The sequence below is a fragment of the Streptomyces tubbatahanensis genome (assembly GCF_022699385.1).
Classification (GTDB): Bacteria; Actinomycetota; Actinomycetes; order Streptomycetales; family Streptomycetaceae; genus Streptomyces; species Streptomyces diacarni.
Map to the genome: position 1 here is coordinate 4117638 of NZ_CP093846.1, position 25118 is coordinate 4142755.

Genomic DNA, 25118 nt, shown 5'->3' on the forward strand with positions numbered 1-25118 from the left:
GCTGTCCGCTGCGGCGCCTGCCGCCGTGCCGCCTGCTGCGGTGCCGTCTGCTGCCGTGCCGCCGGCTCGTGCGGGGAGGGAGTGGGAGTCGACATACCGTGCCCCAGGATCTCACCCCCGGGGACGGTATGGCGAACAGTTTGCCCGCGGCACGGGGATCAGGTAGGCGGGGCCCGGCGTGCGGACCCCCGGCAGGCGCCGTGCGGCGCCGGTGACGCACCGGGCCGGTCACCGGGCCGGTACCGGCCTGCGGGGGAGCGGCACCGTTAGGGTGGGCGGCATGAGAGGTGGCGGGCAGACAGCACGGGCGCGGCAGGTCGCCGCCGTGCTCGGCGGCCCCCTGCTCGTCCTGATGGCCGCACTGCTGCTCGGACTGTGCGGGCCGGCTTCCGCGTCGGCCGGTGCGGCCCCCACGACGGCCTCCACGCCGGTGTCGGCACCGGCGTCGTCACCGGCGTCGTCGCCGGTGACGTACTCGTCCTCGTCCTCGGTCCCGGCTCCCGCCCCCTCCGTGGCGCCGCGTTCCGGGCCGGTCTCGTACGACTACGACCCACCGCGCCGCCCCGCGGGGTTTGACGATCACCTCGTCGCGGACGACGCGGGCTCCTCGCGCTGCCACAAGTCGCGGGGCGAGGGCGGCGGGCTTCCGGCCGCTCCCTCGGCGGCCGCGCAGCAGACACTTCCCCTCGCGCTCCCTGTCTGCCCCACCCCCGAGTCGCACGCCGCGATCGGGGCGGCGCACGAGCGGCCCCCCGTGCGCGGTCCCGCTCCCGCACCACCCCCCACCCCCGTCGAACTCTCCGTCCTGCGCGTGTAGAGGCGCCGGCCGACGCCGAGCGCCCGTACCCGGACACCTCCGCGAGAAGCGCTCCGTCGGCCCGAACGCGCCCCTGTGCCACTCCATGTGTCACTCCGCGTAACCGACAGGAGACGTATCCATGGTTCCGCTCGCTCTGCGCGCGGCCGCGTCCTGGCCCGCGCGACGCTGGGGTGTGGCGGCCGCTGCCGCCGCGCTGACCGCGCTCGTCGTGGGAGTGCCCACGGCCGCCATCCCGACACCGCTGTTCAGCCGCGCCGTCGCCACCCCGTGGTGGGCCTGGCCGACGCTCGCCCTGACCGCGCTCCTCGCGGGGCTGCTGCTGGCGACGTATGTCCGCGCGCCGGCATCTGCGGCCTCCGCCGAGGAGGCCGCTACCCGGTGGTCCTCCACCCGGCGGTCCTCCACCCGTCTGGGCACGGTCGGTGGGGCGCTGAGCTTCTTCGCCGTCGGCTGCCCCGTCTGCAACAAGCTGGTGCTGCTCGCGCTCGGGACCTCCGGCGCGCTCACCGTCTGGCAGCCGCTGCAACCGGTGCTGGCCCTCGCGTCGTTGACGCTGCTCGCCGTGGCGACGGTACGGCGGCTGGCGGGCGAGGCCGCCTGCCCGGTCGCGCCCGCCGCCTGAGCGCCCGTCCCTTCGCCCCTTCCTCAGCCTCCCTCCAGGAGTTCCCCCATGCCTTCCACGAAGCCCCCGTCCAAGCCCGCCCCCAAGTCCTCCTCCTCGACCTCCTCGGCCTCTGCGGCCTCTTCGGCCCCCTCCTCCGCCCGTTCCCGCAAGGGCATCGTCATCGGCGCCCTGGTCGCCGTCGCCGCGCTGCTGGCCGGATGGCTGTCGCAGTACGTGACCGGCGACGGATCCGCAGGGCCGGGCGGGGGCGGCTCCGAGAAGAGCAACACCGCCGTCGACAAGGGCCGGTCCGACAACACGGCCGCCGGAGACCCCGCGCTGATGAAGCTCGCGCGCCGGGACGCCGACGACCCCTTCGCGCGCGGTGACGCCGACGCCCCCGTCGTGATGATCGAGTACGCCGACTTCGGCTGCTCGTTCTGCGGAAAGTTCGCCCGCGACACGGAACCGGAACTGGTCGACAAGTACGTCGAGAAGGGGCTGCTGCGCATCGAGTGGCGCAACTTCCCCGTCTTCGGCAAGGGCTCAGAGCGGGCCGCCCTCGCCAGCTACGCGGCGGGTGAGCAGGGCCGGTTCTGGCAGTTCTACGACGCCGTCTATGCCGACAAGGGCAACGAGAAGAACGACTTCACCGACGCGCACCTGCACGAGATCGCCGAACAGGCGGGCGTCGAGGACCTCGACCGCTTCGACCGCGACCGCGCAGGCGAGGCCGCACGGAAACTGCTCGACAAGGACCGCACCGAGGCGTACTCGCTCGGCGCCAGCGCCACGCCCGCCTTCCTCGTCAACGGACAGCCCATCGCGGGCGCCCAGCCCGACGAGGTGTTCACCGACGCGATCGAGCGTGCCGCGGCGGCGGCGAAGAAGGACGGTGCCGGCACGAAGGGCGGCACCGGCCCGAAGGGCGGCACCGGCAAGGGGGCGGAGCAGGACTGATGGACGTCGGATACCTGGCCGCCTTCCTCGGCGGCCTCCTCGCCCTGCTCAGCCCGTGCAGCGCCCTCCTGCTGCCCGCCTTCTTCGCGTACTCGATCGACTCGAAGGGCAGACTGCTCGCCCGCACCGGCATCTTCTACCTGGGCCTCGCCACGACGCTGGTGCCGCTGGGCGCCGCGGGCTCGTACGCGGGACGGCTCTTCTACGGCCACCGCGATCTGCTCGTCTCGACGGGCGGCTGGCTGATCATCGCGCTCGGTGTCGCACAGCTCGTGGGGCTCGGATTCGCCCCGCGCCGCCTCGCGGAGGCCTCGGGCCGCATCCGGCCGACCACCGCGCTGTCCGTCTACGCCCTCGGCGCGGTCTACGGACTGGCCGGATTCTGCGCCGGGCCGATCCTCGGCAGCGTGCTGACGGTCGCCGCCGTGAGCGGTAACCCCGTCTACGGCGGGATGCTGCTGGCGGTGTACGCGCTGGGCATGGCCGTCCCCCTGTTCCTGCTCGCGCTGCTGTGGGACCGCTTCGAACTGGGGCGGCGACGGTGGCTGCGCGGGCGGGAGATCGCTCTCGGCGGCCGGTTCCGGCTGCACACCACCTCGCTGCTCTCCGGTCTCTTCTTCGTCCTGCTGGGCGTCCTCTTCCTCGTCTTCGACGGGGCGGCCGGACTCCCCGGGCTGACCGACGTGGACGGTGCCTTCGCGGCGGAGAACTGGGCCAGGCGGGTGGGAGACGCGGTGCCGGACGCGGTGCTGCTCGCCGTGCTGGCCGGGGTGGTGTGCGCCGCCGCGCTCGTCGGCGTCCTGCGCGGACGCCGACGGAACCGGGGTCGCCTGACCCCGGCCCCGGATCCGACGCCCGGGACTGCCCCCGGCCCGGGGTCGGCTTCCGCCCCCGACCCCGGCCCGGGGTCGGGTTCTGCCTCGGACCCCGGCGCGGGATCGGCCTCGGCCTCGGACCCCGGCCCGGGGCCGGGTTCGGCCTCGGACCCCGGCGCGGGTTCGGCTTCCGCCTCGGACCCCGGCCCGGGGCCGGCTTCCGCCCCGGACTCCGGCGCGGGGTCGGGTTCGGCCTCGGACCCCGGCGCGGGTTCGGGTTCTGCCTCGGACCCCGGCCCGGGGTCGGCTTCGGCCTCGGACCCCGGCGCGGGTTCGGCTTCTGCCTCGGACCCCGGCGCGGGGTCGGGTTCGGGCTCGGGGTCGGCTTCCGGCCCGGGGGCGGGGTCGGGTTCGGACCCCGGCCCGAAGGCGGCTGCTAGCTCCGGTTCCGGCCCCGACGTGGGCCCTGCGGACGCGTCCGCAGGCGCGTGCGCCGGCGTGGACGTGAACTCGGACACCCGCGCCGGCACCTGACCCCGGGCTCGGATCCGACGCCCGGGCTGTCCCCGGCCCCGGGGGCGGGGGCGGCCTCGGGCTCGGCCCCGGGGTCGGTTCGGCCCCCGGCCTGGGGACGGGGTCGGGTTCGGCTTCCGGCCCGGGGGCGGGGTCAGGTTCGGCCCCCGGCCCGGAGGCGGCTGCAAGCTCTGGTTTCGGCCCCGATGTGGGCCCTGCGGACGTGTCCGGGGCGCCGTGCGCCGACGTGGACGTGAACTCGGACACCCGCGCCGGCACCTGACCCCGAGCCCTGCCCCACGGATGCTCGACCCTCGGTGCGGCTCCCCGGCCGGGACGGCGCTCGCCTGCTGCGTCCTCCCCGACCGGATCGGCGCCCGGCCTGTGGGTCCTCCCCGGGCCGGGGCGGCGCCCGGCCTGTGGGTCCTCCCCGGCCGGGACGGCGCTCGCCTGCTGCCTCCTCCCCGGCCGGAGCGGCGCCCGGCCCGCGAGTCCTCCCCGGGCCGGGGCGGCGGCCGCCCGCTGCGGTTACCCGGCCGGGGCGGCGGCCGCCCGCTGCGGTTACCCGGCCGGGTGGCCGTACCCGGCCGGGACCGGCGCTGCGGATTGCCTGACCGTTATGCGGCGTATGTCCGCATAGTGTGACAGGTATGAGCGAGGAACCCGAGTGGTCCGAGCACCGCGCGGACCCGACACCGCCGTCCCGCGCCCACGGTCGGCACGGCACCCGGCGCAGCCCCTCCGACCTGTGGCGGGACTTCAAGGACTCGCCGTTCCTCCCGGCGACCGTCCTGGTGCTGATTCTCGCCGCGGGCGCGGGCCTCTTCGCCGGTTCGTACACGTATGCGATGGCGAACCCCACTCCGCACCATGTGCCGGTCGCCGTCGTCGGCAAACCGGACAGCGCGAAGGACCGCAGCGCGTTCGTCGCCGGGATGGAGAAGGCGCTCGGCTCCTCCCTGGAGCTGCGGCACTTCCGTACGCAGCAGAACGCGCGCCATGCCATCGAGGCGCAGCAGGTGTTCGCGGTCATGCGGGTGGAGCGGCCCGAGGGGGTGGAGCTGGACATCTCCAGCGCATCGGGGGCCTCCGTCGCACAGCTGTTCCAGCAGGCGGGGCCGAAGGTCGGCAAGAAGATCGGCGTCCCCGTCCAGGTGCGCGACCTCAAGCCACTGAACAAGGGCGACCCGCGCGGCTTGGCGATCTTCTACATCTCGCTGGCCGCCGTGATCATCGGTTTCGTCGGCGCCATCCAGCTCAGCGTCCACGCCCGCCGCCTCAACCCGCCCGAACGCATCGCCTACACCCTCGCCTACGCCCTCCTGGGCGGCTTCGTCATCGCCGCCGTCGTCGACTGGGGGCTCGGCGCGCTGGAGCTCCCCTTCGTCCACTCGTGGCTGATCCTGGCCCTGACGATGTTCACCAGCGGCATGGTCTTCACGATGTTCAACACCCTCATCGGCCGCTGGGCCATGCTGCCCACCTGGGGCGTGATGGTGCTGCTGGGCAACCCCTCGTCGGGCGGCGCCGTCTCCTGGCCGCTGCTGCCCTCCGTGCTCGGCGAGATCGGCCGCTGGCTCCCGCCCGGCGCCTCCGTGAACGCCCAGCACACCGCCGTCTACTTCCCCGACCACCAGCTGCTCCAGCCGTACCTGGTGCTCGCCGTCTGGGCCCTGGTCTCCTGCGCCGTCTTCTGGACCTGGCGCCACCGCCACCCCGGCGGCCGCGACCGCACCGCCGCCCACGCCGCCGCCCCGGGCTGAACCGGCGGCCTTCTGCCTTCCGGAGCGGGGCCGGGGACGGGACCGGACGGGCGCTCCCGCGCCCGGCCCGGCCCGGCGGTGAGGTGGCTCACCGCGCCAGGGCAGGCCGCGGTGAGGTGGCTTACCGCGCCTGGTCGGCGGCGGCGACGTCCAGGGTCCAGGTGACGCCGAAGCGGTCGGTGAGCATGCCGAAGCCCGCGCTCCACGCCGAGGCGGCCAGGGGCTCGACGATCGAGGAGCCGGCGGACAGCTTCTCCCAGTACGCCTCGACCTCCTCGAACGTCTCCCCGCGCACCGAGACGAAGAACGGCTGCGTGGTGACCGTCGTGCCGTTCTCCCGGCGGGTCGAGCCCGCCTCGCCGGCCGGACCACCGAAGGGGCCGGGGATGTCATAGGCCATGACGCGGAACCCCTCGGCGGTCTCGACCTGGCCGAAGACCACTCCGTCGGCGCCCGGGAGGTCCTTGTCCATACCGAGGTCGCGGTACGTGGCGGAGGTGACCTCGCCACCGAAGACGCTCCGGTAGAACTCCAGGGCCTCGCGGGCCTCGCCGCGGAAGTTGAGGTGGGGGGTCGTCTGGATGCTCACAACTGCTCCTTCTGCACACGGTGTTCGGGCTTGCCCCGACACCGCAGACCCTGGCAGCCGTAAAGGACAGTTTCTGTCCTGGACCGGGGTTACCGTCGAAAAATGGCGACCACCACTTCCCGGCTGCTCCATCTGCTGTCACTGCTGCAGACCCGGCGCGACTGGCCGGGCGCCGTGCTGGCCGAGCGACTGGACGTCAGCCACCGCACGGTGCGGCGGGACATCGACCGGCTGCGCGAGATGGGCTACCGCATCCGGACGGCCATGGGCCCGGACGGCGGCTACCGGCTCGACGCCGGCACGGAAGCGCCCCCGCTGCTGTTCGACGACGAGCAGGTGGTCGCCCTGACCGTGGCTCTGCAAGCCGCCGCCCTGACCGGAGCGGGTGTCGAGGAGGCGGCTCTGCGGGCGCTGACCACCGTCCGCCAGGTCCTGCCCGCACGCCTGCGGCACCGGGCCGACCAGCTCGCCTTCACCGCCGTCCCCCGCCCGGGCGACGGGCCCGCCGCCCCCCTCTCCCCCCACGTGCTCGTCACCCTCTCCGCCGCCGTCCGCGCCCGCGAGGTGCTCCGGTTCGACTACGCCTCCGACCGGCCGGACGGCGACGAACCCGGGCCACCGCGTCGCGTCGAACCCCACCATCTGGTGACCTCCCACGGCCGCTGGTACCTGGTGGCGTGGGACCTCGGGCGCGGTGACTGGCGCCTTTTCCGCGCCGACCGCATCTCCCCGCGCACCCCCACAGGGCCGCGCTTCGCGCCACGGGAGATCCCCGGCGGCAGCGCCGAGGCCTACGTCTCGGCGCGCTTCACAGGGTCCGACTCCGACCAGGCCGACGCCTGGCCCTGCGTGGGCACCGTCCTCCTGGAGCTGCCCGCCCGCGCCGTCCTTCCGTTCGCCGGCGACGCCCTCGTGGACGACCTCGGCCCCCACCGGTGCCGCTGCACCGCCGGATCATGGTCCTGGATCGCGCTGGCCGCCTTCCTCAACCGCTTCGACACCGCCGTCACGGTCATCGGCCCACCGCAACTCACCGATGCGTTCGCCGCCCTCGCCGCCCGCAACACGGCGACGGCAACCGGCACACCGCCCTCGTGACCGGCACGGAAACCCTCGTGACCGGCACGGAAAACGGCCCCGTCGAAAATCTTCGACGGGGCCGTTCGCCCTGCTCAGGGCTGCGGTGGCTGGGGCCGGGGTCGAACCGGCGACCTTCCGCTTTTCAGGCGGACGCTCGTACCAACTGAGCTACCCAGCCACGCATCTCGGAAGATGCGGCGGTCCTGACGGGATTTGAACCCGCGGCCTCCACCTTGACAGGGTGGCGAGCACTCCAAACTGCTCCACAGGACCAAGCGTTCGTGCGAGCTCCAGTCTCGCACAGTGCGACGTGTGCTCCCAACCGGCTTTCACCGGCCCCTCGGGCGCTTCCCACCAGGGGTGACGTCGCCGGAAAAGAGTAACAGACCCGAGGGGCCGTGCCGTACCAACACCGTTTCTGGTGGGACCGGTCAACCTCGATCCGGGTGCGGTGCTGACGCGTCAGCGCGGAGTGGCGGACCATCGCTGTCGCGCATGAGAGCGCGCGAGGCGGCAGGGGGATGCCTGGCCTGTGTGGTGGCTGGATCCTCCGTGAGCCGCATCCGGTCGGGGTCGGTGTCTACGGGCGGCGCGTCCTCATCGGCGTTCGTAATGGAAGCGGCACGCCACGACGTGGACGGTGTCGTCCTCGTCGGTGCGGTACACCAGCCGGTGCTCGGAAGTGATGCGCCGTGACCAGTAGCCGGAGAGGTCGCTCCGTAGTGGCTCGGGCTTGCCGCGTGACTGAAGGGCTCGCATGGTTCGTCAGTCCCGCCGGGACATCGCAACGAACTTCCCCGGAGCCGGTCAGCACGGCTGTGCTGACACGTCAGGACGAAAAAACGCCCCTCCGACCGCATTTCTCGCAGCTCGGAGGGGCGAAGAGTGGGTGCCCCCAACGGGATTCGAACCCGTGCTACCGCCTTGAAAGGGCGGCGTCCTGGGCCACTAGACGATGAGGGCGAGTGGCTTCGCCAAGCGCCTGAAACAGCGCCATGGCAGGCTCCGGCAGCATATGGGATGCGTGGACGGTTCGCCAAAACATATGCGGGCGGCACAGGGGCCACCGCCGCACGGCAGCTCAGCGGCCGGTCGCGGGACTGTTGCCGGTCGGCTTGGGCGACGGCGACAACCGCGACGACGGTGTCGTCGGGGAGGGGGACGGGGAGGGGGGTGCGCCCGGCTTCACCTCTTCCGGCAGGTGGCGGGAGACCTCGGCCTTGGACAGGCCGAGACCGCCCAGGGTGATCGCGTCCCACGCCTGGAGCCGGCCGGTGTCCCTGTCCAGGTAGAGGACGGACGCCTGCACCTTGTCCGGCTCGTCCCCCTCGACGGCGCGCAGTCCGCTGCCGCCGGTCGAACCCTGGGTCATCAGCCGGGTGTCGTGCGGCAGTACCCGGGTCTTGCGGTTGTGCGTGTGCCCGGCGAGCGCCAGCGGGACGAGCCCGTCGGTCTGCTCGGCCAGTACCGGGTTGTGCCCGACGGCGATGTCGACCGGGGTGCCGGCTGCCCGCTGGTCCCGCAGCGAGGCGGCCAGCCTGCGGCCCCGGTCCCGTTCGGCGGGGTCGCCCTCGGGCGCGACGGAGCGGTCAGGGGTGAACTGCGGATCGCCCCAGCCGGCGAGGCGCAGGCCCGCCACGTTCACCGGCTTCCCCGAGTCGAGCACGTGGACCTGCGCACCGTCCTTGCCGTCCAGCTCCTCGACGGCCTTCTGTGTGGCGGCGGAGTCGTGGTTGCCGCGTACCCACACGTAGGGGGCTCCGAGACCGGTGATCGGGTCGAGGAAACCGTTCTCGGCGGCCGTGCCGTGGTCCATGGTGTCGCCGCTGTCGATGATCACGTCGATGTCGTACTGCTCGACGAGGGAACGGACGATGTGCCAGGCGGCCGGGTTGAGGTGGATGTCGGAGACGTGCAGCACCCGTGTCGTCGAGGGATCGGGCTGGTAAGCGGGCAGGGTGGACGTCGCGTCGTAGAGCTTGGTGACGTTCGTCACCAGTCGGGCCAACTCCTTCTGGTAGACGTCGAACTCGGTCGCGATGCTGCGCGCGTTGCCCACCACCTGCGGCGCGCTCGCCAGCAGCCCGGAGAACCGCGGCTCCAGCACCGACTTCGGGTTCCACGTCGCCGCCGCCGTCCCGGCCGAGGCCACCAGCAGGGCGAGGGAGAGCCCGCCCGCGCGCAGCGCCGTGCCCGGACGGCGGTAGACGGCCAGCGCGAGCGCGCACGAGCCGGTCAGCACCGCGACGGCAGAGCGCAGCCCGAGGTCGAGCGCCCCCGCCTGGACGTCGTGGCCGATCTCGTCGTCCAGTCCCTCGATCCGCTCCGGGTGGTTGACGAGGGCCGCGGAGCGCTCCGGGTCGAGCTGGTCGACGTCCACGTCCAGCCGTAGCGGCGCGGTATGGCTGCGCAGCTCCAGCGCGCCCAGCGGCGAGACGTTCACCTTGGTGCCCCCGGTGAGGGAGGGCCGCAGCGTCATCGTCGTGTCGACGGGGCCGACCGGCGTGCGGACGTTCCCCACGATCAGGAGCCCCAGCCAGCCACCGAGCAGCGTCACGACGACGAGGCCCGCGGCGCGCCGGTACGGGTGCGTTCGCGTGCGCCGGTGCTCCGCGGGCGGGGTGACGCGCGGGGTCGGGTGCGGGGGCGGGGACGAGGGGCGGCGACGGGCGAGGCGGGCGTTCAGGTGTGCGGCGAGCTGTCTGTACAAGCCCGCCGCGGCACGCAACGGCTTGGTGGCAACGCTGGCCATGTCGGCCGGTATGCCCCTTGTGGGGGGCGCGTATGCCGTTCCGGCCGCCGGTGCCGCGTGCGGGTGCCCGCCGAGGGAGGGCACCCGCGTCCACCGGGGGCACCCGCGTCCGCCGGGTGGGGCGCCCGCGTCCGCCGGGCGGGAGGGCGTGCCAGTCCGCCGGGGGGGGGCGCGGGGAAGTCCACCCGGGGGAGGGCGTCGGCGGGCCGGCTGGCCGACAATGGGGGCGTGCTGGAGATGACGCGTGAGGAGTTCGAAGAGCTGGTCGCCGAGGCGCTCGACCGGATACCGCCCGAACTGACCCGGCTCATGGACAACGTCGCGGTGTTCGTCGAGGACGAGCCCCCGGCGGACGACCCCGAGCTGCTCGGGCTGTACGAGGGCACGCCGCTGACCGAGCGCGGGGAGTGGTACGCGGGCGTCCTGCCCGACCGCATCACGGTCTACCGGGGACCCACTCTGCGGATGGTCGACCGCGACGACGGAGGGGGCCGGGAGGGCGTCGTGGAGGAGGTCGAGATCACCGTCGTACACGAGATCGCCCACCACTTCGGTATCGACGACGAGAGGCTGCACGCACTGGGGTACGGGTGACGTCGCGGGGTCGCGGGGTCGCGGGGTCGCGGGGTCGCGGGGTCGCGGGGCCGCAGGGGCCGCGCGGGTCGGTCCTGGTCCACCCGAGTCCACCCGAGGGCGCGGGTGGGCGCGCGCGAGCCGGGCGCGCGCCGGGTGGGACGTGTGAGCGCCGGGTGGCGCGCCGCGTGCGCTTCGGCGTGTGCGCGGCGAGGCGTGACCTGTTGGGGTGACGGGGAGTTGAGCACGGCACCCGCCGAAACCCCCGCGCAGGAGGTCCCACCGTGCGCCGATCCCGTACCGCTGCCCGTACCGGCCATACCGCTTCCCCCACGGGCACGGGCGGTGCGCACTCCACAAGCCGCACCGCCCGTTCCACGACGGTCGGCGCGCTCATGCTCGCGGCGGTCTCCACGCTCAGCGGCTGCATGACGGTGCAGGGCGCCGACGACGTGGGCGAGGGCGGTACGACCCCCGTGGGGAGCCGCTCCGACGACCACGGTGGCGCGACCGAACCGGAGGGCGGTCTCGACGGCGCCGGCTACCGCAAGGGCCGCGTGGCCGGGGACGACCGCGAGGCCGGTGACCGGGACGGGGACCACGGGCGGTCCGCGGGCGGTCGGCACGGCAAGCGGGACAAGGGCGGCGAGCGCGGCAAGGACGACGACGCCGGGCGTTCCGCGGACGCGGGCGGCGCGCACAGCGGTGGCGCGGGCGGTGACGACGCCTCCGGCGGTGACTCCGGCTCCTCCGACGGTGACCGCAATCACCCCCGTCCCCAGCCGACCGGTGGCGCGGGCGGTTCGGGAGGCTCAGGCGGCGGGCCGGGCGGTGACGATCCGGGCTCTCCGACGACCTCGCCCAGCCCCACCCCCAGCAAGCCCGACCCGGACCCGTCGCCGACCCGGACGACGGCCTCCCCCAGCGGCTCCGACACCTACTCCCGCCAGATCCGGCCCCACCCCGCCTGAGCGTCGCGCGCCGTGCGGTCGCGTGCCCCGAGAGCCGGCGTGCCCGGCGCGCTTCGGGCGTGCCCGGCGTGTTTCGGGGTGGGCCCCGTGACACGCGTCACCGAGTGGGGTGGCCCCCGTCACGGCGGGGTGCTCGCCGCGGGGGCGCCGGTCACCGTGTGGCGCCGGTCACCGCGTGGCCGGGCGTCCGGACCCCGTTTGCACCGCGGCGTATCGGCCGCGTATGCTGGTAGATCGTTTGATCCCATTTGCCCGGCGCCATCTCGCAGCGCGCCGTGTGGCGCGTTCTCTCCCTGCCGTGGCTGACCGCATCGAGGCGGTTCCTTGCGAATTCACGGAGTTATGGGCGCGTGCCAGTGACTCCGGAAGGTTCTCATTTCGCATGTCTGTAACCACCCATGACGCCGTCGAGCCCGCCCACGCGGACGACGCGGCGGAAGGCACCGTAGAGACGGTCGGGACCGTGGAAACGGCCGCCGGGACCGTCGAAGCGACCGGGACCGAGTCCGCTGAAGCGGCGACCGCGGCCGAAACCGCGGAAGCGGTGACCGCCGCCGCGGAGACGACGGCGACCGACGCCGTGGAGGCGGAGGAGGCGGCGGCCGAGCCCACGCCCACGTTCGCCGACCTCGGGCTGCCCGAGGCCGTCGTCCGCAAGCTCGCCCAGAACGGTGTGACCGCGCCGTTCCCGATCCAGGCCGCCACCATCCCGGACGCGCTCGCCGGCATGGACGTGCTGGGCCGGGGCCGTACCGGCTCGGGCAAGACGCTCTCCTTCGGGCTGCCGCTGCTGGCCCGCCTGACGGGCGGCCGTACGGAGCGCAAGCGCCCCCGCGGCGTCATCCTCACCCCGACCCGCGAGCTGGCGATGCAGGTCTCCGACGCGCTCCAGCCGTACGGCGACACGCTCGGCCTCAGGCTGAAGGTGGTGTGCGGTGGCACGTCGATGGCCAACCAGATCTCCGCGCTGGAGCGGGGCGTCGACATCCTCGTCGCCACGCCCGGCCGGCTGCGCGACCTGATCAACCGCGGGTCCTGCTCCCTGGACGACGTCGAGACGGCCATCCTCGACGAGGCCGACCAGATGGCGGACCTGGGCTTCCTGCCCGAGGTGACCGAGATCCTCGATCTCGTCCCCGAGGGCGGCCAGCGGATGCTGTTCTCCGCCACCATGGAGAAGGAGATCGACTCCCTGGTGCGGCGCTACCTCGTCGACCCGGTCTCCCACGAGGTGGACGCGGCGCAGGGCGCGGTGACGACGATGACGCACCACGTGCTCATCGTGAAGCCGCGCGACAAGGCGCCGGTGACGGCCGCCATCGCCGGCCGCAAGGGCCGCACGATCGTCTTCGTCCGCACGCAGCTCGGCGCCGACCGGGTGGCCGAACAGCTGTGTGAGTCCGGGGTACGCGCCGACGCGCTGCACGGCGGCATGACGCAGGGCGCCCGCACCCGCACGCTGGCGGACTTCAAGGACGGCAAGGTCAACACGCTCGTCGCCACGGACGTCGCGGCCCGCGGTATCCACGTCGACGGCATCGACCTCGTCCTCAACGTCGACCCTGCGGGTGACCACAAGGACTACCTGCACCGCTCGGGCCGCACCGCGCGGGCCGGCGAGTCCGGGACCGTCGTCTCCCTGGCCCTGCCCCACCAGCGCCGGCAGATCTTCCGGCTCATGGAGGACGCCGGGGTGGACGCCTCCCGGCACCTCATCGGCCGCGGTGACGTCTTCGACGAGGAAGTGGCCCGCATCGTCGGCGCCCGCTCCCTCACCGAGGTGCAGGCCGAGTCGGCCGTCAACACCGCCCGCCAGGCAGAGCGGGAGGCCAGGAAGCTCAACCGCCAGCTGGAGAAGCTCCAGCAGCGCGCGGCCGAGCTGCGCGAGGAGGCCACACTGCTGATCGCGCGGGCCGCCCGCGAGCGCGGTGAGGACGCGGACGCCGCCGTCGCGGCCGCCGCGGAGGCGGAGGCCGAGCAGGCCGCCGAAGAGGCGCGTGCGGAGGCCGCCCGCCAGGCGAAGGCCGAGGCGGAGCGCCGCGAGCGGGAGCGCGCCGAGCGCGACCGCGACCGTGGCGAGCGCGGCGGCCGCCCGTCCTACGACCGCAAGAACCGGGACCGTGACCGGGACCGGGGTGACCGTTCGTACGGCAACCGCGACCGTGGCGACCGTCCCAACGGCCGCGACGGCGACCGCGACCGCGGCGACCGGCGTTCCTACGACCGCGGTACCGACCGTGGCGGTTTCCGTCGCGACCGTGACCGCGACAGGGGCCGCGACGAGCGCCCGTACGGCAACCGCGACCGGGACCGCGATCGCGACCGGGACCGTCGGGACGGTGGCAGGGACAGCCGGGACGGCGGCGCCCGCGGCGGCTACCGCCGTGACGGCGGCGACCGCGCCTTCCGCCGTGACGGCTTCCGGGGCGGCGACCGCCCCTACCGCCGTGACAGCCGCGACGAGCGCCGGCCGCACAGCCGCAGCGGCGACAGCCGCTCCACGTCCCACGGCCCGGGCCGTGGCGGCCCGCGCACCCCGGACCGCCGCGCCGACAAGCCGCGCTGGAAGCGCAACAGCTGACGGCTCGTGACCAGCTGACGCCTGTCACACGCACGTTCGAGCGCGGTCCGAGGGCACGCAACGGGGAATGCCTTCGAACCGCGCCGGACGGCCGGGCTATGCTGCTCGGTGCGGGCCGTTAGCTCAATTGGCAGAGCAGTGGACTTTTAATCCATTGGTTGTGGGTTCGAGTCCCACACGGCCTACTGCTGGCAGGGAGGGCTTAGCCCTCTGACCTGCGAGGAAGCGCCCGGACCGAGATGATCGGTCTGGGCGCTTCGGCGTTTCGGGGGCTCAGCGCCGATCGGCTTCGTCCGGCCACGGCCCACGGCCCACGGCCCACGGCCACGGGCACGGCCACGACCCACGACCCACGGCTTCCTCGGGCGCGGCCAGTTGGGCTCGTCAGACGTAGAAGGCGTTCATTCCGGGTGCGCCGGCCCCCCACCGGCCCGGACACCGGCCGTCTCACGGCCCGCGATTCCGCGCGCTCTGCAACCGGGCTCCGCAACCGCGCTCTGCAACCGCGCTCCGCAACCGGGCTCCGCAGCCACGCCCTGCAACCGCTGCCTGCTGCGGCACGGGGCGCCGCCACTCCGTGCCGGGCACCAGCGCGGCGCCGGAGACGGGAGGGCGGCCCGGGAGAAACGCGGGGTGACGCGTGAACCTTTTCGCCTGACGCGCCATCGAACTCCGTGTACAGCCCAGAAGCGGGGGAGCACGGAGCAGGGAGTTGACGGCGGCCATGGCAGCGGAGCAGGACATCGTGACCGGGCAGGACGAGCGGGCGGTCGCCGGTGGGGGCGGGGCGCCGCGGCGGACGCGGCGCGGTCTCGCCCGTCCGGCCAGGATCGCGACGGCCGCGGCCGCTTTGGTGGCGGCCGGCGGCCTGCTGACGGCGTGCGGCGGGCAGGGCGGGGACGCGGCCGGGGCCCACAAGGCCGGTGCGGCGGCACCGGCCGGTGCCGTCCAGAGCGAGGGCAGCACAGGCAGCACAGGAAGTGGGGACAGCGGCGGGACCGGGGGGTCCGGCGGGTCCGGGAGCAGCAGCGGGGGTTCGGGGGCCGGCGTGGTCTCCACCGAGAGCGGCGAGAGCGGCCAGGGCGGCGCGCACCAGGTGTCGAGCGCTGCGGGGCAGTGCACCAGTTCGGACCTGTCGGCGAAGGTCGGCCCGAACCATCCGGGGGCCGGGCAGGAGAACTTCGCGCTCGTCCTGACCAACACCTCGGGCAGCAACTGCACGGTGTACGGGTTCCCCGGCTTCGCCTTCGTCGACAGCGACGGCGACCAGGTGTCGCTGGACCCCGAGCGCAACGGTGACAGCGGCGAGACGATCAAGCTGACTCCGGGCGGCAGCGCCTGGGCGCCGCTGTCGTTCACCAATCCGGAGATGACCGGCGTGCCGACAGTCACTCCGGACGCGGCGCTGATCACGCCGCCCGACCAGCGCTCCTCCCTCAAGGTCGACTGGACCGGTGGCCCCGTGTCGGCCACGGGCAAGGCGTCCGTCCCGACGATCGGTGCGCTCACCCCGGGGTCCGGCGCCTGAGAGGCCGGGGGAACAGGGGGAACAGGGGGAAGGGGGCTCGGCCCCGGTGCGCACGGGGAGTGACCGTGCGTACCGGGGCCGATGTGTGTGCGGTGCCCGGCGGGCCGGAGCGGAGCGGCCCTTGCGCGGGGAGCGGAGCGTCAGCCCTTGCGCGGGGACCAGAAGCGGTAGTGGTGCTCTTCGGCGAAGTCGGCGCGCTTCCAGGTGCCGTTGGTCAGGGACTGCACGTGCCGGCCGGCCTTGCCGCGGCTGTCGCTCAGGCGCGGCCACGCCGTCTCGCCGCCGCCGTTCGGGTCGCCGGTGGCGGCGAAGCGCGTCCAGGCTCCGATCATCCGCCGGCCCAGGTCCGCCTGCTCGGGCGTCAGTTCCTCGAACAGGTCCAGGTCGAACAGGTAGGGCAGTTCCGCCATGTGCTGGGCCGCGGCCGGGAAGCTCAGCGTCTCCGTGCCCGCGTACCAGGGGGTGTCCTGTGCGGCGAACTCGTACATCCGGGTGGGGGTCCAGCGGGACAGCGCGCGTGCGGTGTCCAGGGTCGGTGCCGCCCAGACCGCGTCGGTCTTCACCTTCGCCCACGTCCGGCCCGCCGAGGTGCCCAGCGGGTAGCGCCGCAGGACGGCTCGTGCCCGCTCGCCGTACTCCTCCTCGACGGCCGGCTCGTAGGCGTCGGCCTTCATGGGGGTGCCGGTCGCCAGTTCCTGGCCGAGGACCATGCCGTTCTCCTCGTCGTGGTTGACGCCGATGAGGACGGGGACGCGGTTGAACCGGCCGGTGCGCAGCGCTCGGTCGACGGGCAGCGGCAGGGTGCGGGTGCCGCTGACGGGGCGCGGTTCCCGGTCGGAGCCGTAGGCCTTCAGCAGGTCCTCGATCGGGAGCTTGCGCAGGCAGTCGCCCACGTCGGACGCGGTGGCGCAGCGCGTCTTGTTGATGACCTTGCGGGTCTCCTCCCGGGCCTGGGCCCGGGTGTGGGAGGCGTTGCCGGGGGTGCCGCACGGCGCGCTCTGGATGATCGCCCGGTGGAAGAGCCCCGCGGACGCGGGGGAGGCGAGGTGTCCGCAGACGGAGAAGCCGCCGCCGGACTGGCCCATGAGCGTCACGTTGGACGGGTCGCCGCCGAAGGCCTCGATGTTCCGGTGCACCCAGCGCAGTGCGGCGCGTTGGTCGTCCAGTGCCAGGCCGCCCGACTCCTTCAGCGAGGGGTGGGTGAGGAAGGAGGTGGCGCCCAGCCGGTAGTTCATCGACACGACGACCGCGCCGCCGGCCGTGAGCCGGTCGGGGCCGTACAGGTCGCCCATCCCGACCGTCATGCTGCCGCCGTGCACCCACACGATCACCGGTCGTTTCCCGCTTTTGCTGCTTTTCCCGCCTTTGCCGCGCGGGGTCGTGACGTTGAGGTTGAGGCAGTCCTCGTCGGTGCTGGGCTTGCCGATGGGGGGCCCGGCGGGTTGCGCGCACACGGCGCCCGGCCGGGTGGCGTCCCGTACGCCGTTCCACGGGGCGGCGGGGCGGGGCGCGGCGAAGCGGGCCGCGGTGGCGTACGGGATGCCCTGGAAGGAGCGGACCCGGGGGTCGACCGTGCCGCGCACGGCACCGGCGGCCGTGGTCACGACCGCCGCGTCGGAGCGCGGGGTGGCCCGGGCCGTGCTGTCGGAGGCCGGGGCGGCGGTGGCCTGCGCCGGCGTCGCCAACGCCGTCAGCAGTGCGAGGCCGAGGCCTGCCAGAACGGTTCTCTTCATGGGGTCTCCCCGTGATCGGTCGAGTCGATGGGCAGGACCATAGCCACGATTTGCGCGATCGCGCAATACGAACGTGTAAGACGTTTGTGTGAGTCGTTCGTATGAGGCGAGTGAGTGAGGCGTTCGCATGACACGTCCGTATCACACGGCCGTGCAAGCGGCTGGTAGGGTGCCGCGCATGGGAAACCGCGACGACCTCCTCGCCGGCGCCAAGCGGTGTCTGCGGGAGAAGGGCTACGACCGCACCAGCGTCCGCGACATCGCCACGGCGGCCGGGGTGAGCACCGCCGCGATCGGCTACCACTACGGCTCCCGCGAAACGCTGCTGACCCAGGCGCTGTTCGAGCTGCTGGACGAGTGGGGGGACAGCCTCGGCCGTGCGCTGGCGCCCGGGTCCGGTGACGACGCGGGCACCGGTTTCCGGCGCATGTGGGAAGGGCTCATCGCACAGTTCCGCGACCACCCGGACCTGTGGCTCGCCACCGTGGAGCTGTTCTTGCAGGCTCAGCGGCAGCCCGAGCTGAGCGCCCGGCTGAGCGACGGCGTGGCCGAGGGGTGGCGCGGGATGGCCGCGATCCTGGGCAGCGAGCCGGAGGACGCCGTCTCCGACCGCTCCGCCCGCACGCTCGGCATGATGCAGACGGCGCTGATGACAGGGGTGATGATCCAGAGCCTCAGCGACCCGGCGCACGCGCCCACGGCGGACGAGGTGCTGGAAGGGCTCGGAGCGCTCGGACGGCTCGCGGAGCCCGCGCCGCCTTCCTGAGGCGGGCGGGCGGGCCTGCGGGTGCGGGGTTTCCGGCGGAGGGGACGTTGCCGGGAGCCACATCCGGTGCGGTGCTCCCGGCGTGCGGAGCGGCGGGGGTTTCCGAGGTGCGGGGCTGGGAACCGCGCCGGGCATGATGCGTCACACTCTGGCCGGGGCCGCGGCGGGCGCCGCCGGCACCACGGCACTCAACGCCGTCACCTACCTGGACATGGTGCTGCGCGGCCGGGGCGGCAGCTCGGCGCCCGAGCAGCTGGTGGACGAGGCCAGCGACCTGACCCACGTGCCCGTGCCCGGTCAGGGGGAGACGCGGCAGAACCGGGTGTCGGGCCTGGGGGCCGTCCTCGGCATGGTCACGGGCGTCGGGGTCGGAGCGCTCTACGGCGCGGCCCGCGCCCTCCCCTGGCGGCCCGCCGTGCCGGTGGCCGGCCTGTTGACGGGGGTGGCGGCGATGGCGGGCTCCGACGTGCCGATGGCCACGCTGAAGGTGTCGGACCCCCGGACCTGGCGGGCCGCCGACTGGCTCGCCGACCTCGTACCCCACCTGACGTACGGGATGGTCACAGCGGCGGTCTACGAGATGACGACGCCTCCCGCGCGGGCGTGACGGAGCCGCGCGGGAGGGGGCGGCGCGGCGGTCACGACAGCGGTGTGCCGCTCAGCCAGGCCGGCAGCGGCCGGTAGACGGTCAGGGGGGTGGCGGGCTTGTCGATGAGCAGCGCCGAGGGGGAGGGCGCCGTCTCACCGTCGTACGAGCACAGCGTGCCCTCGGGGACGGCGGCCAGGTGCAGGCGGCGGCCGCGTGCGGCCGCGTGCACGGGGGAGCGGTGGAGTACGCCCGTCAGCGCGGAGGCCACCAGGCGGGTGCGGGCCCAGCGCCCCGCCTTGACCAGGTGGATGTCGAGCATGCCGTCGGCGAGGTTGAAGCGCCGCGCGCCGCCGGGGCCGCCGCCGACGGTGTGGTACGAGCAGTTGCCGACGAACAGCAGCCACAGCGAGCGCGTACGCCCGTTCACGCGCGCCTCGAACGGGCGCGAGTGCCGCAGCACGTGCACCGCGGCGACCAGTCCGGCCGCCCACGGGCCGATCCGCTGCCGCCAGTGGTCGCGGACCTCCACCAGGTCGCCGTACGCGCCCAGGCTGAAGGTGTTCACGAAGTAGCCGGGGTCTCCCGCGTCGCCGCCGGGCTCCCCCGCGTTCCCGCCGTGGCCGACCGCGCCGCGCGGCGGTCCGAAACGGGCCATGTCGACGGCGATGGCGTGCCCTTCGGACACGGCGCTCGCCAGGTCGGCGCAGGTGCCGATGCCCAGGTCGAGGGCGAGGTGGTTGTGGGTGCCGCCGGGCAGCACCGCGAGGGGGACGCCGTGCTGGAGCGCGGCGCGTGCGGCGGCGTTGACGGTGCCGTCACCGCCGAAGACGCCCAGTGCGCCGCCCTCTTCGGCGGCGCGCTGCGCCTCCTTCGACAGCAGCTCGGGCAGCGCGCACGCGTCCGGGTCCCAGCGCGTCACCCGCGCGGCGGGCAGCGCCTCGGCGACCTCGTCGACGAAGGCGGCGGAACCCGAACCCGGGTTCGCCACCACCGACAGCCCCCTGCCCTCGGGCAGGGTCGGCGCCTCGACCAGCGGCTGGGCCGGCGGAACCCGGCGCCGCGCGTCCAGGACAGCGCGTACCCCGAAGGCGGCGGCCACCCCCAGGGTGGCCCCCACCAGCACGTCGCTCGGGTAGTGGACGCCGGTGTAGACGCGGGAGAACGCCACCGAGGCCGCCACGGGGGCGACCGCCGCGCCCCAGCCGCGCGACTCCAGCGCCACCCCGGTCGCGAACGCGGCGGCCGAGGCCGCGTGTCCCGACGGGAAGGAGGTGCTGGTCGGCAGCCGCTTGAGCCGCCGTATCACCGGGACGTCGTCCAGCACCGGGCGGCTGCGCCCGAAGGCGCCCTTGCCGAGGGTGTTGACCACGGCCGAGGTCACCGCCACCGACGCCAGCCCGCGCAGCGCCCCGCGCCGGGCACGGGGCCCGCCCACGCCCGACAGCGCGATCGCCGCGGCGGCGCCCGTCCACAGTTTGCTGTGGTCGGCGGCGCGGCTCAGCCGGGGCAGCACGCCCTCCGCGCGCGGCCAGTCGGTGACGGCGACGTGGCGGAAGAGGGAGCGGTCCCAGGTGCTGAGCCGGTCGCGGACGGCGGCCCGTACCCCTTCGGCGCCCGCGGCCACCGGGCCGCGCCCGTAGCCCGTGCCCCGCTGGGGTGCGGTACGTGGGTCCAGGACCCGGCCCACCAGGGCTCGGGCCGGCCAAGGCCGCCGGTGCTTTTCCATCGGTGCCCCCTCTTCTGCGTCGTGTGCGCCGTCGTGTGCGCCGTCGCGGGTGTCCGCCGTACGGCGTGAGCATGCCGCCTCGGCGGGTCGTGCCTCGGCGGGTCCTGCCTCGGCAGGATCTCTCATGCCCGGTGCCGCGGGGGCCACACCGGCGTGCGGAGCGACGGGAATCACGCGCTGGCGCCCGTGTGCGCGTCGGTCACGGGTGACGGGCGTGGGGGTGTCCGGCGCGCAGCGCGTACACCGTGACGACGACCAGCGGCACGGACGCCCCCAACACCAGGCCCGCCACCACGTCGGTGGGCCAGTGCACGCCCAGATAGAGGCGGCTGAGCCCGGCCAGCACACTCAGCGCCCCCGCGCCCGCCCACAGCGCGACCCGCGCGGGACGGGAGGCGATCCGGGCCGTGAGGACGTACGCCAGGATCAGCAGCACGGCCGTGGCGATCACCGTGTGCCGCGACGGGTAGCAGAAGCCGTCCTCCTGGACGGCCCACAGTTTCGCGGGGGGCCTGCTCCTGTCGGTGACCTCCTTGACGACGGTCGCCGCCGCGACGGCCAGCGCCCCGGTGGCGCCGACCAGCGCCACCGGCGCCCACGACCCCTGCCGCCAGGAGAGCCACAGCGCCACCAGCACGGAGGCGGCGAGCAGCGGCACTTTCGACGCGTGCGTCGCGACCGTGACCGGCCCGTCCAGCGCCGCGAGGCGGTGCCGCACCACCTCGCCGAGCACCGGCCGGTCCACGAAGCCCGCTCCCACGCCCAGTGCCAGGTAGGTCACCCCGGCGAACAGCACCAGGCCGGCGAGCAGGCCGGCCACCAGCGGGAGCGGGCGCGCCCGCCGGGGGCCTTTGCCCGCCCGCCGCACCTCGCTCCCCGCCGGGACCGGCACCGCCACCGGCGCCAGCTGCCGGAGCAGCCCGCGCGGGTCGAGCGCCTCGGACGCGTCACCGGCTGCGTTGCCGGACGCGTCGTGGGGTGCGTTGCCGGACGCGTCACCGGCTGCGTCGCCGGTTGCGCCGTCTGCTGTGGAGTGCGGAGATCCCGGAGTCGACCGCCCGCTCATCAGTGGGCTCCTTCGGCAGCGTGGGCCATCACCTCGGAACCTCAGTAGAGCGGCGCCCGGCCTTCCGTGCGAGCGGGACGCCGCCGGGCGGGTGGCCCGGGGGCACCGGGCGGGGCGAGGTGTCAGCCGGCCAGGGCGGCGAGGGTGGCGCGCAGGTCGCCGGTGTGCGGCCGGTTGTGGGGGAGGCGGGCCAGGACCCGGGCCATGCCGCAGGTGTCGGTCAGTGCGGAGAAGACCAGCCCGCCGGCGACGCCCGCCGATATCCACCGCGCCTTGGGCAGGCGGCGGCCTGTGAGCAGTCCCGCCAGCACGAGGGACCCGGCGGCGAGGCGGACCTGGCGTTCCATGGCCCACGTGGTGCGGGCGCCGGCGGCGGGCCGGTCGAGGTCGTGTCCCAGCCGGCTCCAGGCCGCCGTACCGCCGGTGAGGGTGGCGGCGTCGAGGCCGTGCTCGGCCAGGCGCCGGGCGGCCTGCGCCGCACGGTTCCCCGAGGCGCAGACCACGAGCAGGTCGCGGCGTGCGGCGACCGCCGTGAGCGCGTCGAGGGCGGCGTCCAGGTGGTCGAGGGGAACGTTGTGGGCGCCGGGCAGGTGTCCGGACGCGTACTCGCCCGGTGTGCGGACATCGATCACGGTCAGCTCGTCCAGGCGGGCGTGGGTCTGCTCAGGGGTGAGGGCGGTGGTGGCGGTCACGCGATCTTTCCTTTTCGTCGCGGGGCGTCCCGCGCGGGTAGGATACCCGCAGGGGTATACCGGGTATGCGGTGTGAGGGCGAGGGGAGTCGTTGTGGAACTGACGATGGCGGCCGAGGAGCTGAAGACGGCGGTCAACCGCCTGCGCAGAGCGCAGGGGCAGATCGCCGGAGTGATCAAGATGATCGAGGACGGGCGGGACTGCGAGGAGGTGGTCACGCAGCTGGCGGCCGCCTCCAGGGCGCTGGACAAGGCCGGGTTCGCGATCATTGCCACCGGCCTCCAGCACTGCCTCGCGGACGCGGACAGTGCCGCCGCGGGCGACCGGGACGAGATGCGGGCCCGGCTGGAGAAACTCTTCCTCTCCCTGGCCTGAGCGGCCTCCGGTCCTTGGTCCTGAGCGGCCTCCGATCCTTGGTCCTGAGTGAGTCCGGTCCCCTTGTCCTGAGTGAGCTCAGGTCCTTTGGCCCTGAGCGACCCGCGAGGGTCGTTCACGCGGAGCCTGCGGGGCGGACGAGGGGGAGTCCGGCCTCGGCGGCGGCGTCGAAGCCGTCGTCGACGGCGACCACCTCGCGTCCGACCGCGTCCAGCACCGACGCGGCGATCGCCGCCCGCATCCCGCCGGCGCAGTGCACCCACACCCGGCCGCGCGGCACCTCCTCGAGGCGGTCGGGCAGCTGGTGGACGGGGAGGTGCACCGACCCCTCCACGTGGCCGCCCGCGCGCTCGGCATCCCGCCGCACGTCGAGCACGACGGGCGTGCCGCCGCGGGCGCGCTCCTCGGCCAGGTCGGCGAAGCGGGCACGGGGGAAGGAGGCGAGGCGGTCACCGTCCCGCACCCAGCTGGGCGGTGCGCCGGTGGCGGCGGCGGCCGGCCGGTCGATGCCGACCCTGGCCAGCTCCCGCTGCGCGTCGGCGACCTGCTCGGGGGTGTCGGCCAGCAGGGTGACGGGCTTGCCCCACGGGATCAGCCACGCCAGGTAGGTGGCCGGCTTGCCGTCGCCTTCGAAGTTGAACGACCCGGCCACGTGGCCCTCGGCGAAGGCGACCCGGTTGCGCAGGTCGACCACCCACTCCCCGGCCGCGAGCCGTTCGGCGATCTCGTCGGCGTCGGCCCGCCGGGGCGGGGTGAGGTCGAGGGGCGCGGGCCCCGCGGCGTTGGCCGGGCTCATGTGCGTGTAGTACGCGGGCACGTCGTCCAGCCCGGCGAGCAGCGCGGCGACGAAGGTGCCCACGTCCTGTGTCAGCGCGTCGTTCGTCCGGCGTTCGGCACCGATGGTGCTGGTGTCCCCCTCGCTCTGGGAACCGGCGCAGAAGCTGCCGAACCCGTGGGTGGGCAGCACCCGCACCTCCTCGTCCAGCTCGTCGGCCAGCCGGTGCGCGGAGGCGTGCTGGGCCCGGGCCAGCGGCTCGGTCAGCCGGGGCTCGACCAGGTCGGGGCGCCCCACCGTGCCGATCAGCAGCGACCCTCCGGTGAAGACCGCCACGGCCTGTCCTCCCTGCTCCAGCACGTAGGAGGTGTGGTGCGGGGTGTGGCCCGGGGTGGCCACCGCGCGCAGGGTCACACCGTCGTCCACCGTGACGGTGTCGCCGTCGGCGACGGCGACACGGGCGAAGGAGACCGCGGCGCCCGCCGGCACCAGGTAGTGGGCCCCCGTGACGCGGGCGAGCTCCAGGCCGCCGGACACGTAGTCGTTGTGCAGGTGCGTCTCGGCGACGTGGGTGACGCGCACGCCGCGCCGCGCCGCTGTGGCGATGACCCGGTCGATGTCACGGGGCGGGTCCACGGCGACGGCGCCGACCGGCCCTCCGGCCAGGTAGCTGCGGTTTCCCAGCCCCTCGTACTCCAGCGTGTCGACGAAGAACACGGGGTGTACCTCCTTACGACGGCGATGCGGTGGCCGGCGCTGTGCTGCGCGGGCTTTTACCCCGGGGGGTATTCATGGTCACCGTAACAGGGATACGGGCGGGGGTATTCGGGGGCCACCGGCCGGGCGGGCGGGAGACTCTGCCCGAGGTGCTGCGCACCGCGGCGCGCCGTGGCACGATCGCGTACGTGAGCAGCAGACCCACCCCGGCGGCGCCACGGCCGCAGGCGGCGCCCAGCGCGGCGCAGCGCCTCGGCGACCTCGCGCGGTTGCGCCGCGTCCGCGACCGGATGGACCGGGAGTACGCGCAGCCCCTGGACGTCGAGGCGCTCGCGCGCGACGCGCACATGTCGGCAGGGCACCTCAGCCGCCAGTTCAAGGCCGCCTACGGCGAGTCCCCGTACGCCTACCTGATGACGCGGCGCATCGAGCGCGCCATGGCGTTGCTGCGCCGGGGCGACCTCAGCGTCACGGAGGTCTGCTTCGCCGTCGGCTGCTCCTCCCTGGGCACCTTCAGCACCCGCTTCACCGAACTGGTCGGCGTACCGCCCAGCGTCTACCGGCAGCAGGTGGCGCACGCGGCGGCCGGGATGCCGTCCTGCGTGGCCAAACAGGTGACCAGACCGGTCAGGAATCGAGAAGCGCCGCCCCCGGCCCCCGCCTAGCGTTGCGGCCATGGACCTCACCCTTCACACGACCGTTCTCCCGCACGACGACCCGGAGGCCTCCGTGGCCTTCTACCGCGACGTCCTCGGCTTCGAGGTGCGCACCGACGTCGGCAGCGGAAAGATGCGCTGGATCACCGTCGGCCCCGTCGGCCAGCCCGGCATCTCCCTCCTCCTGGCCCCGCCGGCCGCCGACCCCGGCATCACCGAGGACGAGCGCCGCACCATCGTCGAGATGATGGCCAAGGGCACCTACGGCTGGATCCTGCTGGCCACCCCGGATCTCGACGGCACGTTCGAGAAGGTGCAGGCAGGTGACGTGGAGGTCGTCCAGGAGCCGACCGAGCAGCCGTACGGCGTCCGCGACTGCGCCTTCCGCGACCCCGCGGGCAACATGGTCCGCATCCAGGAGACGCGCTGAGGCCGGCCACCCCCGGCCGGGCCCACCGATGGAGACACCATGAG

21 protein-coding genes, 4 tRNA genes and 2 pseudogenes are annotated in these 25118 nt (G+C 74.3%); 16 read left to right on the forward strand and 11 right to left on the reverse strand.

Going from position 1 to position 25118, the window contains the following annotated elements:
- Positions 1-280 precede the first annotated feature (280 nt).
- The 5 genes and pseudogenes from MMF93_RS17720 (at position 281) to MMF93_RS17740 (ending at position 5475) form a co-directional block, all read left to right on the forward strand.
- On the forward strand, positions 281-817 hold the full coding sequence (locus MMF93_RS17720; protein ID WP_242752755.1) for a hypothetical protein: 537 nt from the start codon (positions 281-283) through the stop codon (positions 815-817).
- Between the two features lie 121 nt (positions 818-938).
- Entirely contained in the window at positions 939-1442 is a 504-nt protein-coding gene (locus MMF93_RS17725) for a hypothetical protein (protein ID WP_242752757.1), read from the forward strand.
- Positions 1443-1490: 48 nt separating this feature from the next.
- Positions 1491-2384: a DsbA family protein gene (locus MMF93_RS17730; RefSeq protein WP_242752759.1), complete on the forward strand. Its 894-nt coding sequence runs from the start codon at positions 1491-1493 to the stop codon at positions 2382-2384.
- A pseudogene (locus MMF93_RS17735) lies at positions 2384-3202 on the forward strand (cytochrome c biogenesis CcdA family protein); the annotation flags it as partial. The gene MMF93_RS17730 and the pseudogene MMF93_RS17735, both read left to right, overlap by 1 nt.
- A gap of 1160 nt (positions 3203-4362) precedes the next feature.
- Complete coding sequence (locus MMF93_RS17740; RefSeq protein ID WP_242752761.1) at positions 4363-5475, forward strand: ABC transporter permease; 1113 nt, start codon at positions 4363-4365, stop codon at positions 5473-5475.
- A 121-nt stretch (positions 5476-5596) separates the two neighbouring features.
- On the opposite strand, the gene MMF93_RS17745 is transcribed toward MMF93_RS17740, so the two are convergent.
- Entirely contained in the window at positions 5597-6064 is a 468-nt protein-coding gene (locus MMF93_RS17745) for a VOC family protein (RefSeq protein WP_242752763.1), read from the reverse strand.
- 102 nt (positions 6065-6166) lie between these two features.
- Here MMF93_RS17745 and MMF93_RS17750 point away from each other — a divergent pair, with 102 nt between their 5' ends.
- On the forward strand, positions 6167-7162 hold the full coding sequence (locus tag MMF93_RS17750; RefSeq protein ID WP_242752768.1) for a helix-turn-helix transcriptional regulator: 996 nt from the start codon (positions 6167-6169) through the stop codon (positions 7160-7162).
- 86 nt (positions 7163-7248) lie between these two features.
- Here the strand turns inward: MMF93_RS17750 and MMF93_RS17755 are convergent.
- From MMF93_RS17755 to MMF93_RS17775, 5 genes and pseudogenes are all read right to left on the reverse strand, one after another.
- Positions 7249-7322 (reverse strand) — tRNA-Phe (locus tag MMF93_RS17755).
- Positions 7323-7342: 20 nt separating this feature from the next.
- Positions 7343-7417: transfer RNA gene (locus tag MMF93_RS17760), tRNA-Asp, on the reverse strand.
- A gap of 324 nt (positions 7418-7741) precedes the next feature.
- A pseudogene (locus MMF93_RS17765) lies at positions 7742-7891 on the reverse strand (Txe/YoeB family addiction module toxin); the annotation flags it as partial.
- Positions 7892-8034: 143 nt separating this feature from the next.
- A tRNA-Glu gene (locus MMF93_RS17770) sits at positions 8035-8107 on the reverse strand.
- A 118-nt stretch (positions 8108-8225) separates the two neighbouring features.
- Entirely contained in the window at positions 8226-9896 is a 1671-nt protein-coding gene (locus MMF93_RS17775; RefSeq protein ID WP_242752770.1) for a metallophosphoesterase family protein, read from the reverse strand.
- Between the two features lie 228 nt (positions 9897-10124).
- Here MMF93_RS17775 and MMF93_RS17780 point away from each other — a divergent pair, with 228 nt between their 5' ends.
- From MMF93_RS17780 to MMF93_RS17800, 5 genes are all read left to right on the forward strand, one after another.
- Positions 10125-10490: a metallopeptidase family protein gene (locus tag MMF93_RS17780; RefSeq protein ID WP_242752772.1), complete on the forward strand. Its 366-nt coding sequence runs from the start codon at positions 10125-10127 to the stop codon at positions 10488-10490.
- A 263-nt stretch (positions 10491-10753) separates the two neighbouring features.
- The gene (locus MMF93_RS17785; RefSeq protein ID WP_242752774.1) at positions 10754-11440 is read left to right on the forward strand and encodes a hypothetical protein; all 687 of its coding nucleotides are present in this window, start codon (positions 10754-10756) and stop codon (positions 11438-11440) included.
- A 382-nt stretch (positions 11441-11822) separates the two neighbouring features.
- Positions 11823-14021, forward strand: a complete 2199-nt coding sequence (locus MMF93_RS17790; protein ID WP_242752781.1) for a DEAD/DEAH box helicase — start codon at positions 11823-11825, stop codon at positions 14019-14021.
- Positions 14022-14133: 112 nt separating this feature from the next.
- Positions 14134-14206 (forward strand) — tRNA-Lys (locus tag MMF93_RS17795).
- Between the two features lie 539 nt (positions 14207-14745).
- Positions 14746-15549 carry a DUF4232 domain-containing protein gene (locus MMF93_RS17800; protein WP_242752783.1) on the forward strand — a complete coding sequence of 268 codons (804 nt, stop codon included), beginning with the start codon at positions 14746-14748 and terminating at the stop codon, positions 15547-15549.
- Between the two features lie 140 nt (positions 15550-15689).
- Here the strand turns inward: MMF93_RS17800 and MMF93_RS17805 are convergent, their stop codons facing one another.
- Positions 15690-17282, reverse strand: coding sequence for a carboxylesterase/lipase family protein (locus tag MMF93_RS17805; protein ID WP_242752785.1), 1593 nt, complete (start codon positions 17280-17282; stop codon positions 15690-15692).
- A 178-nt stretch (positions 17283-17460) separates the two neighbouring features.
- Between MMF93_RS17805 and MMF93_RS17810 the strand changes: the two genes are divergently transcribed.
- The gene (locus MMF93_RS17810) at positions 17461-18048 is read left to right on the forward strand and encodes a TetR/AcrR family transcriptional regulator (protein WP_242752787.1); all 588 of its coding nucleotides are present in this window, start codon (positions 17461-17463) and stop codon (positions 18046-18048) included.
- A gap of 133 nt (positions 18049-18181) precedes the next feature.
- Positions 18182-18655 (forward strand): hypothetical protein, encoded by a 474-nt coding sequence (locus MMF93_RS17815; protein WP_242752789.1) that lies wholly within the window; start codon positions 18182-18184, stop codon positions 18653-18655.
- Between the two features lie 31 nt (positions 18656-18686).
- On the opposite strand, the gene MMF93_RS17820 is transcribed toward MMF93_RS17815, so the two are convergent.
- From MMF93_RS17820 to MMF93_RS17830, 3 genes are all read right to left on the reverse strand, one after another.
- Positions 18687-20363, reverse strand: coding sequence for a bifunctional phosphatase PAP2/diacylglycerol kinase family protein (locus MMF93_RS17820; protein ID WP_242752793.1), 1677 nt, complete (start codon positions 20361-20363; stop codon positions 18687-18689).
- Between the two features lie 199 nt (positions 20364-20562).
- Positions 20563-21429, reverse strand: a complete 867-nt coding sequence (locus tag MMF93_RS17825) for a phosphatase PAP2 family protein (protein WP_242752797.1) — start codon at positions 21427-21429, stop codon at positions 20563-20565.
- 122 nt (positions 21430-21551) lie between these two features.
- A complete protein-coding gene (locus MMF93_RS17830; RefSeq protein ID WP_242752798.1) occupies positions 21552-22121 on the reverse strand; it encodes a rhodanese-like domain-containing protein in 570 nt (189 codons plus the stop codon).
- A gap of 93 nt (positions 22122-22214) precedes the next feature.
- Here MMF93_RS17830 and MMF93_RS17835 point away from each other — a divergent pair, with 93 nt between their 5' ends.
- The gene (locus tag MMF93_RS17835; protein WP_114022136.1) at positions 22215-22496 is read left to right on the forward strand and encodes a metal-sensitive transcriptional regulator; all 282 of its coding nucleotides are present in this window, start codon (positions 22215-22217) and stop codon (positions 22494-22496) included.
- A gap of 115 nt (positions 22497-22611) precedes the next feature.
- Here MMF93_RS17835 and MMF93_RS17840 read toward each other — a convergent pair whose 3' ends face one another.
- Positions 22612-23988 (reverse strand): MBL fold metallo-hydrolase, encoded by a 1377-nt coding sequence (locus MMF93_RS17840; protein WP_242752799.1) that lies wholly within the window; start codon positions 23986-23988, stop codon positions 22612-22614.
- A 290-nt stretch (positions 23989-24278) separates the two neighbouring features.
- Between MMF93_RS17840 and MMF93_RS17845 the strand changes: the two genes are divergently transcribed.
- Together MMF93_RS17845 and MMF93_RS17850 are read left to right on the forward strand one after the other, a co-directional pair.
- Positions 24279-24653, forward strand: a complete 375-nt coding sequence (locus tag MMF93_RS17845) for a helix-turn-helix transcriptional regulator (RefSeq protein ID WP_220183616.1) — start codon at positions 24279-24281, stop codon at positions 24651-24653.
- A gap of 10 nt (positions 24654-24663) precedes the next feature.
- Positions 24664-25074 (forward strand): VOC family protein, encoded by a 411-nt coding sequence (locus MMF93_RS17850; protein ID WP_114022134.1) that lies wholly within the window; start codon positions 24664-24666, stop codon positions 25072-25074.
- The last annotated feature ends 44 nt before the right edge of the window (positions 25075-25118 follow it).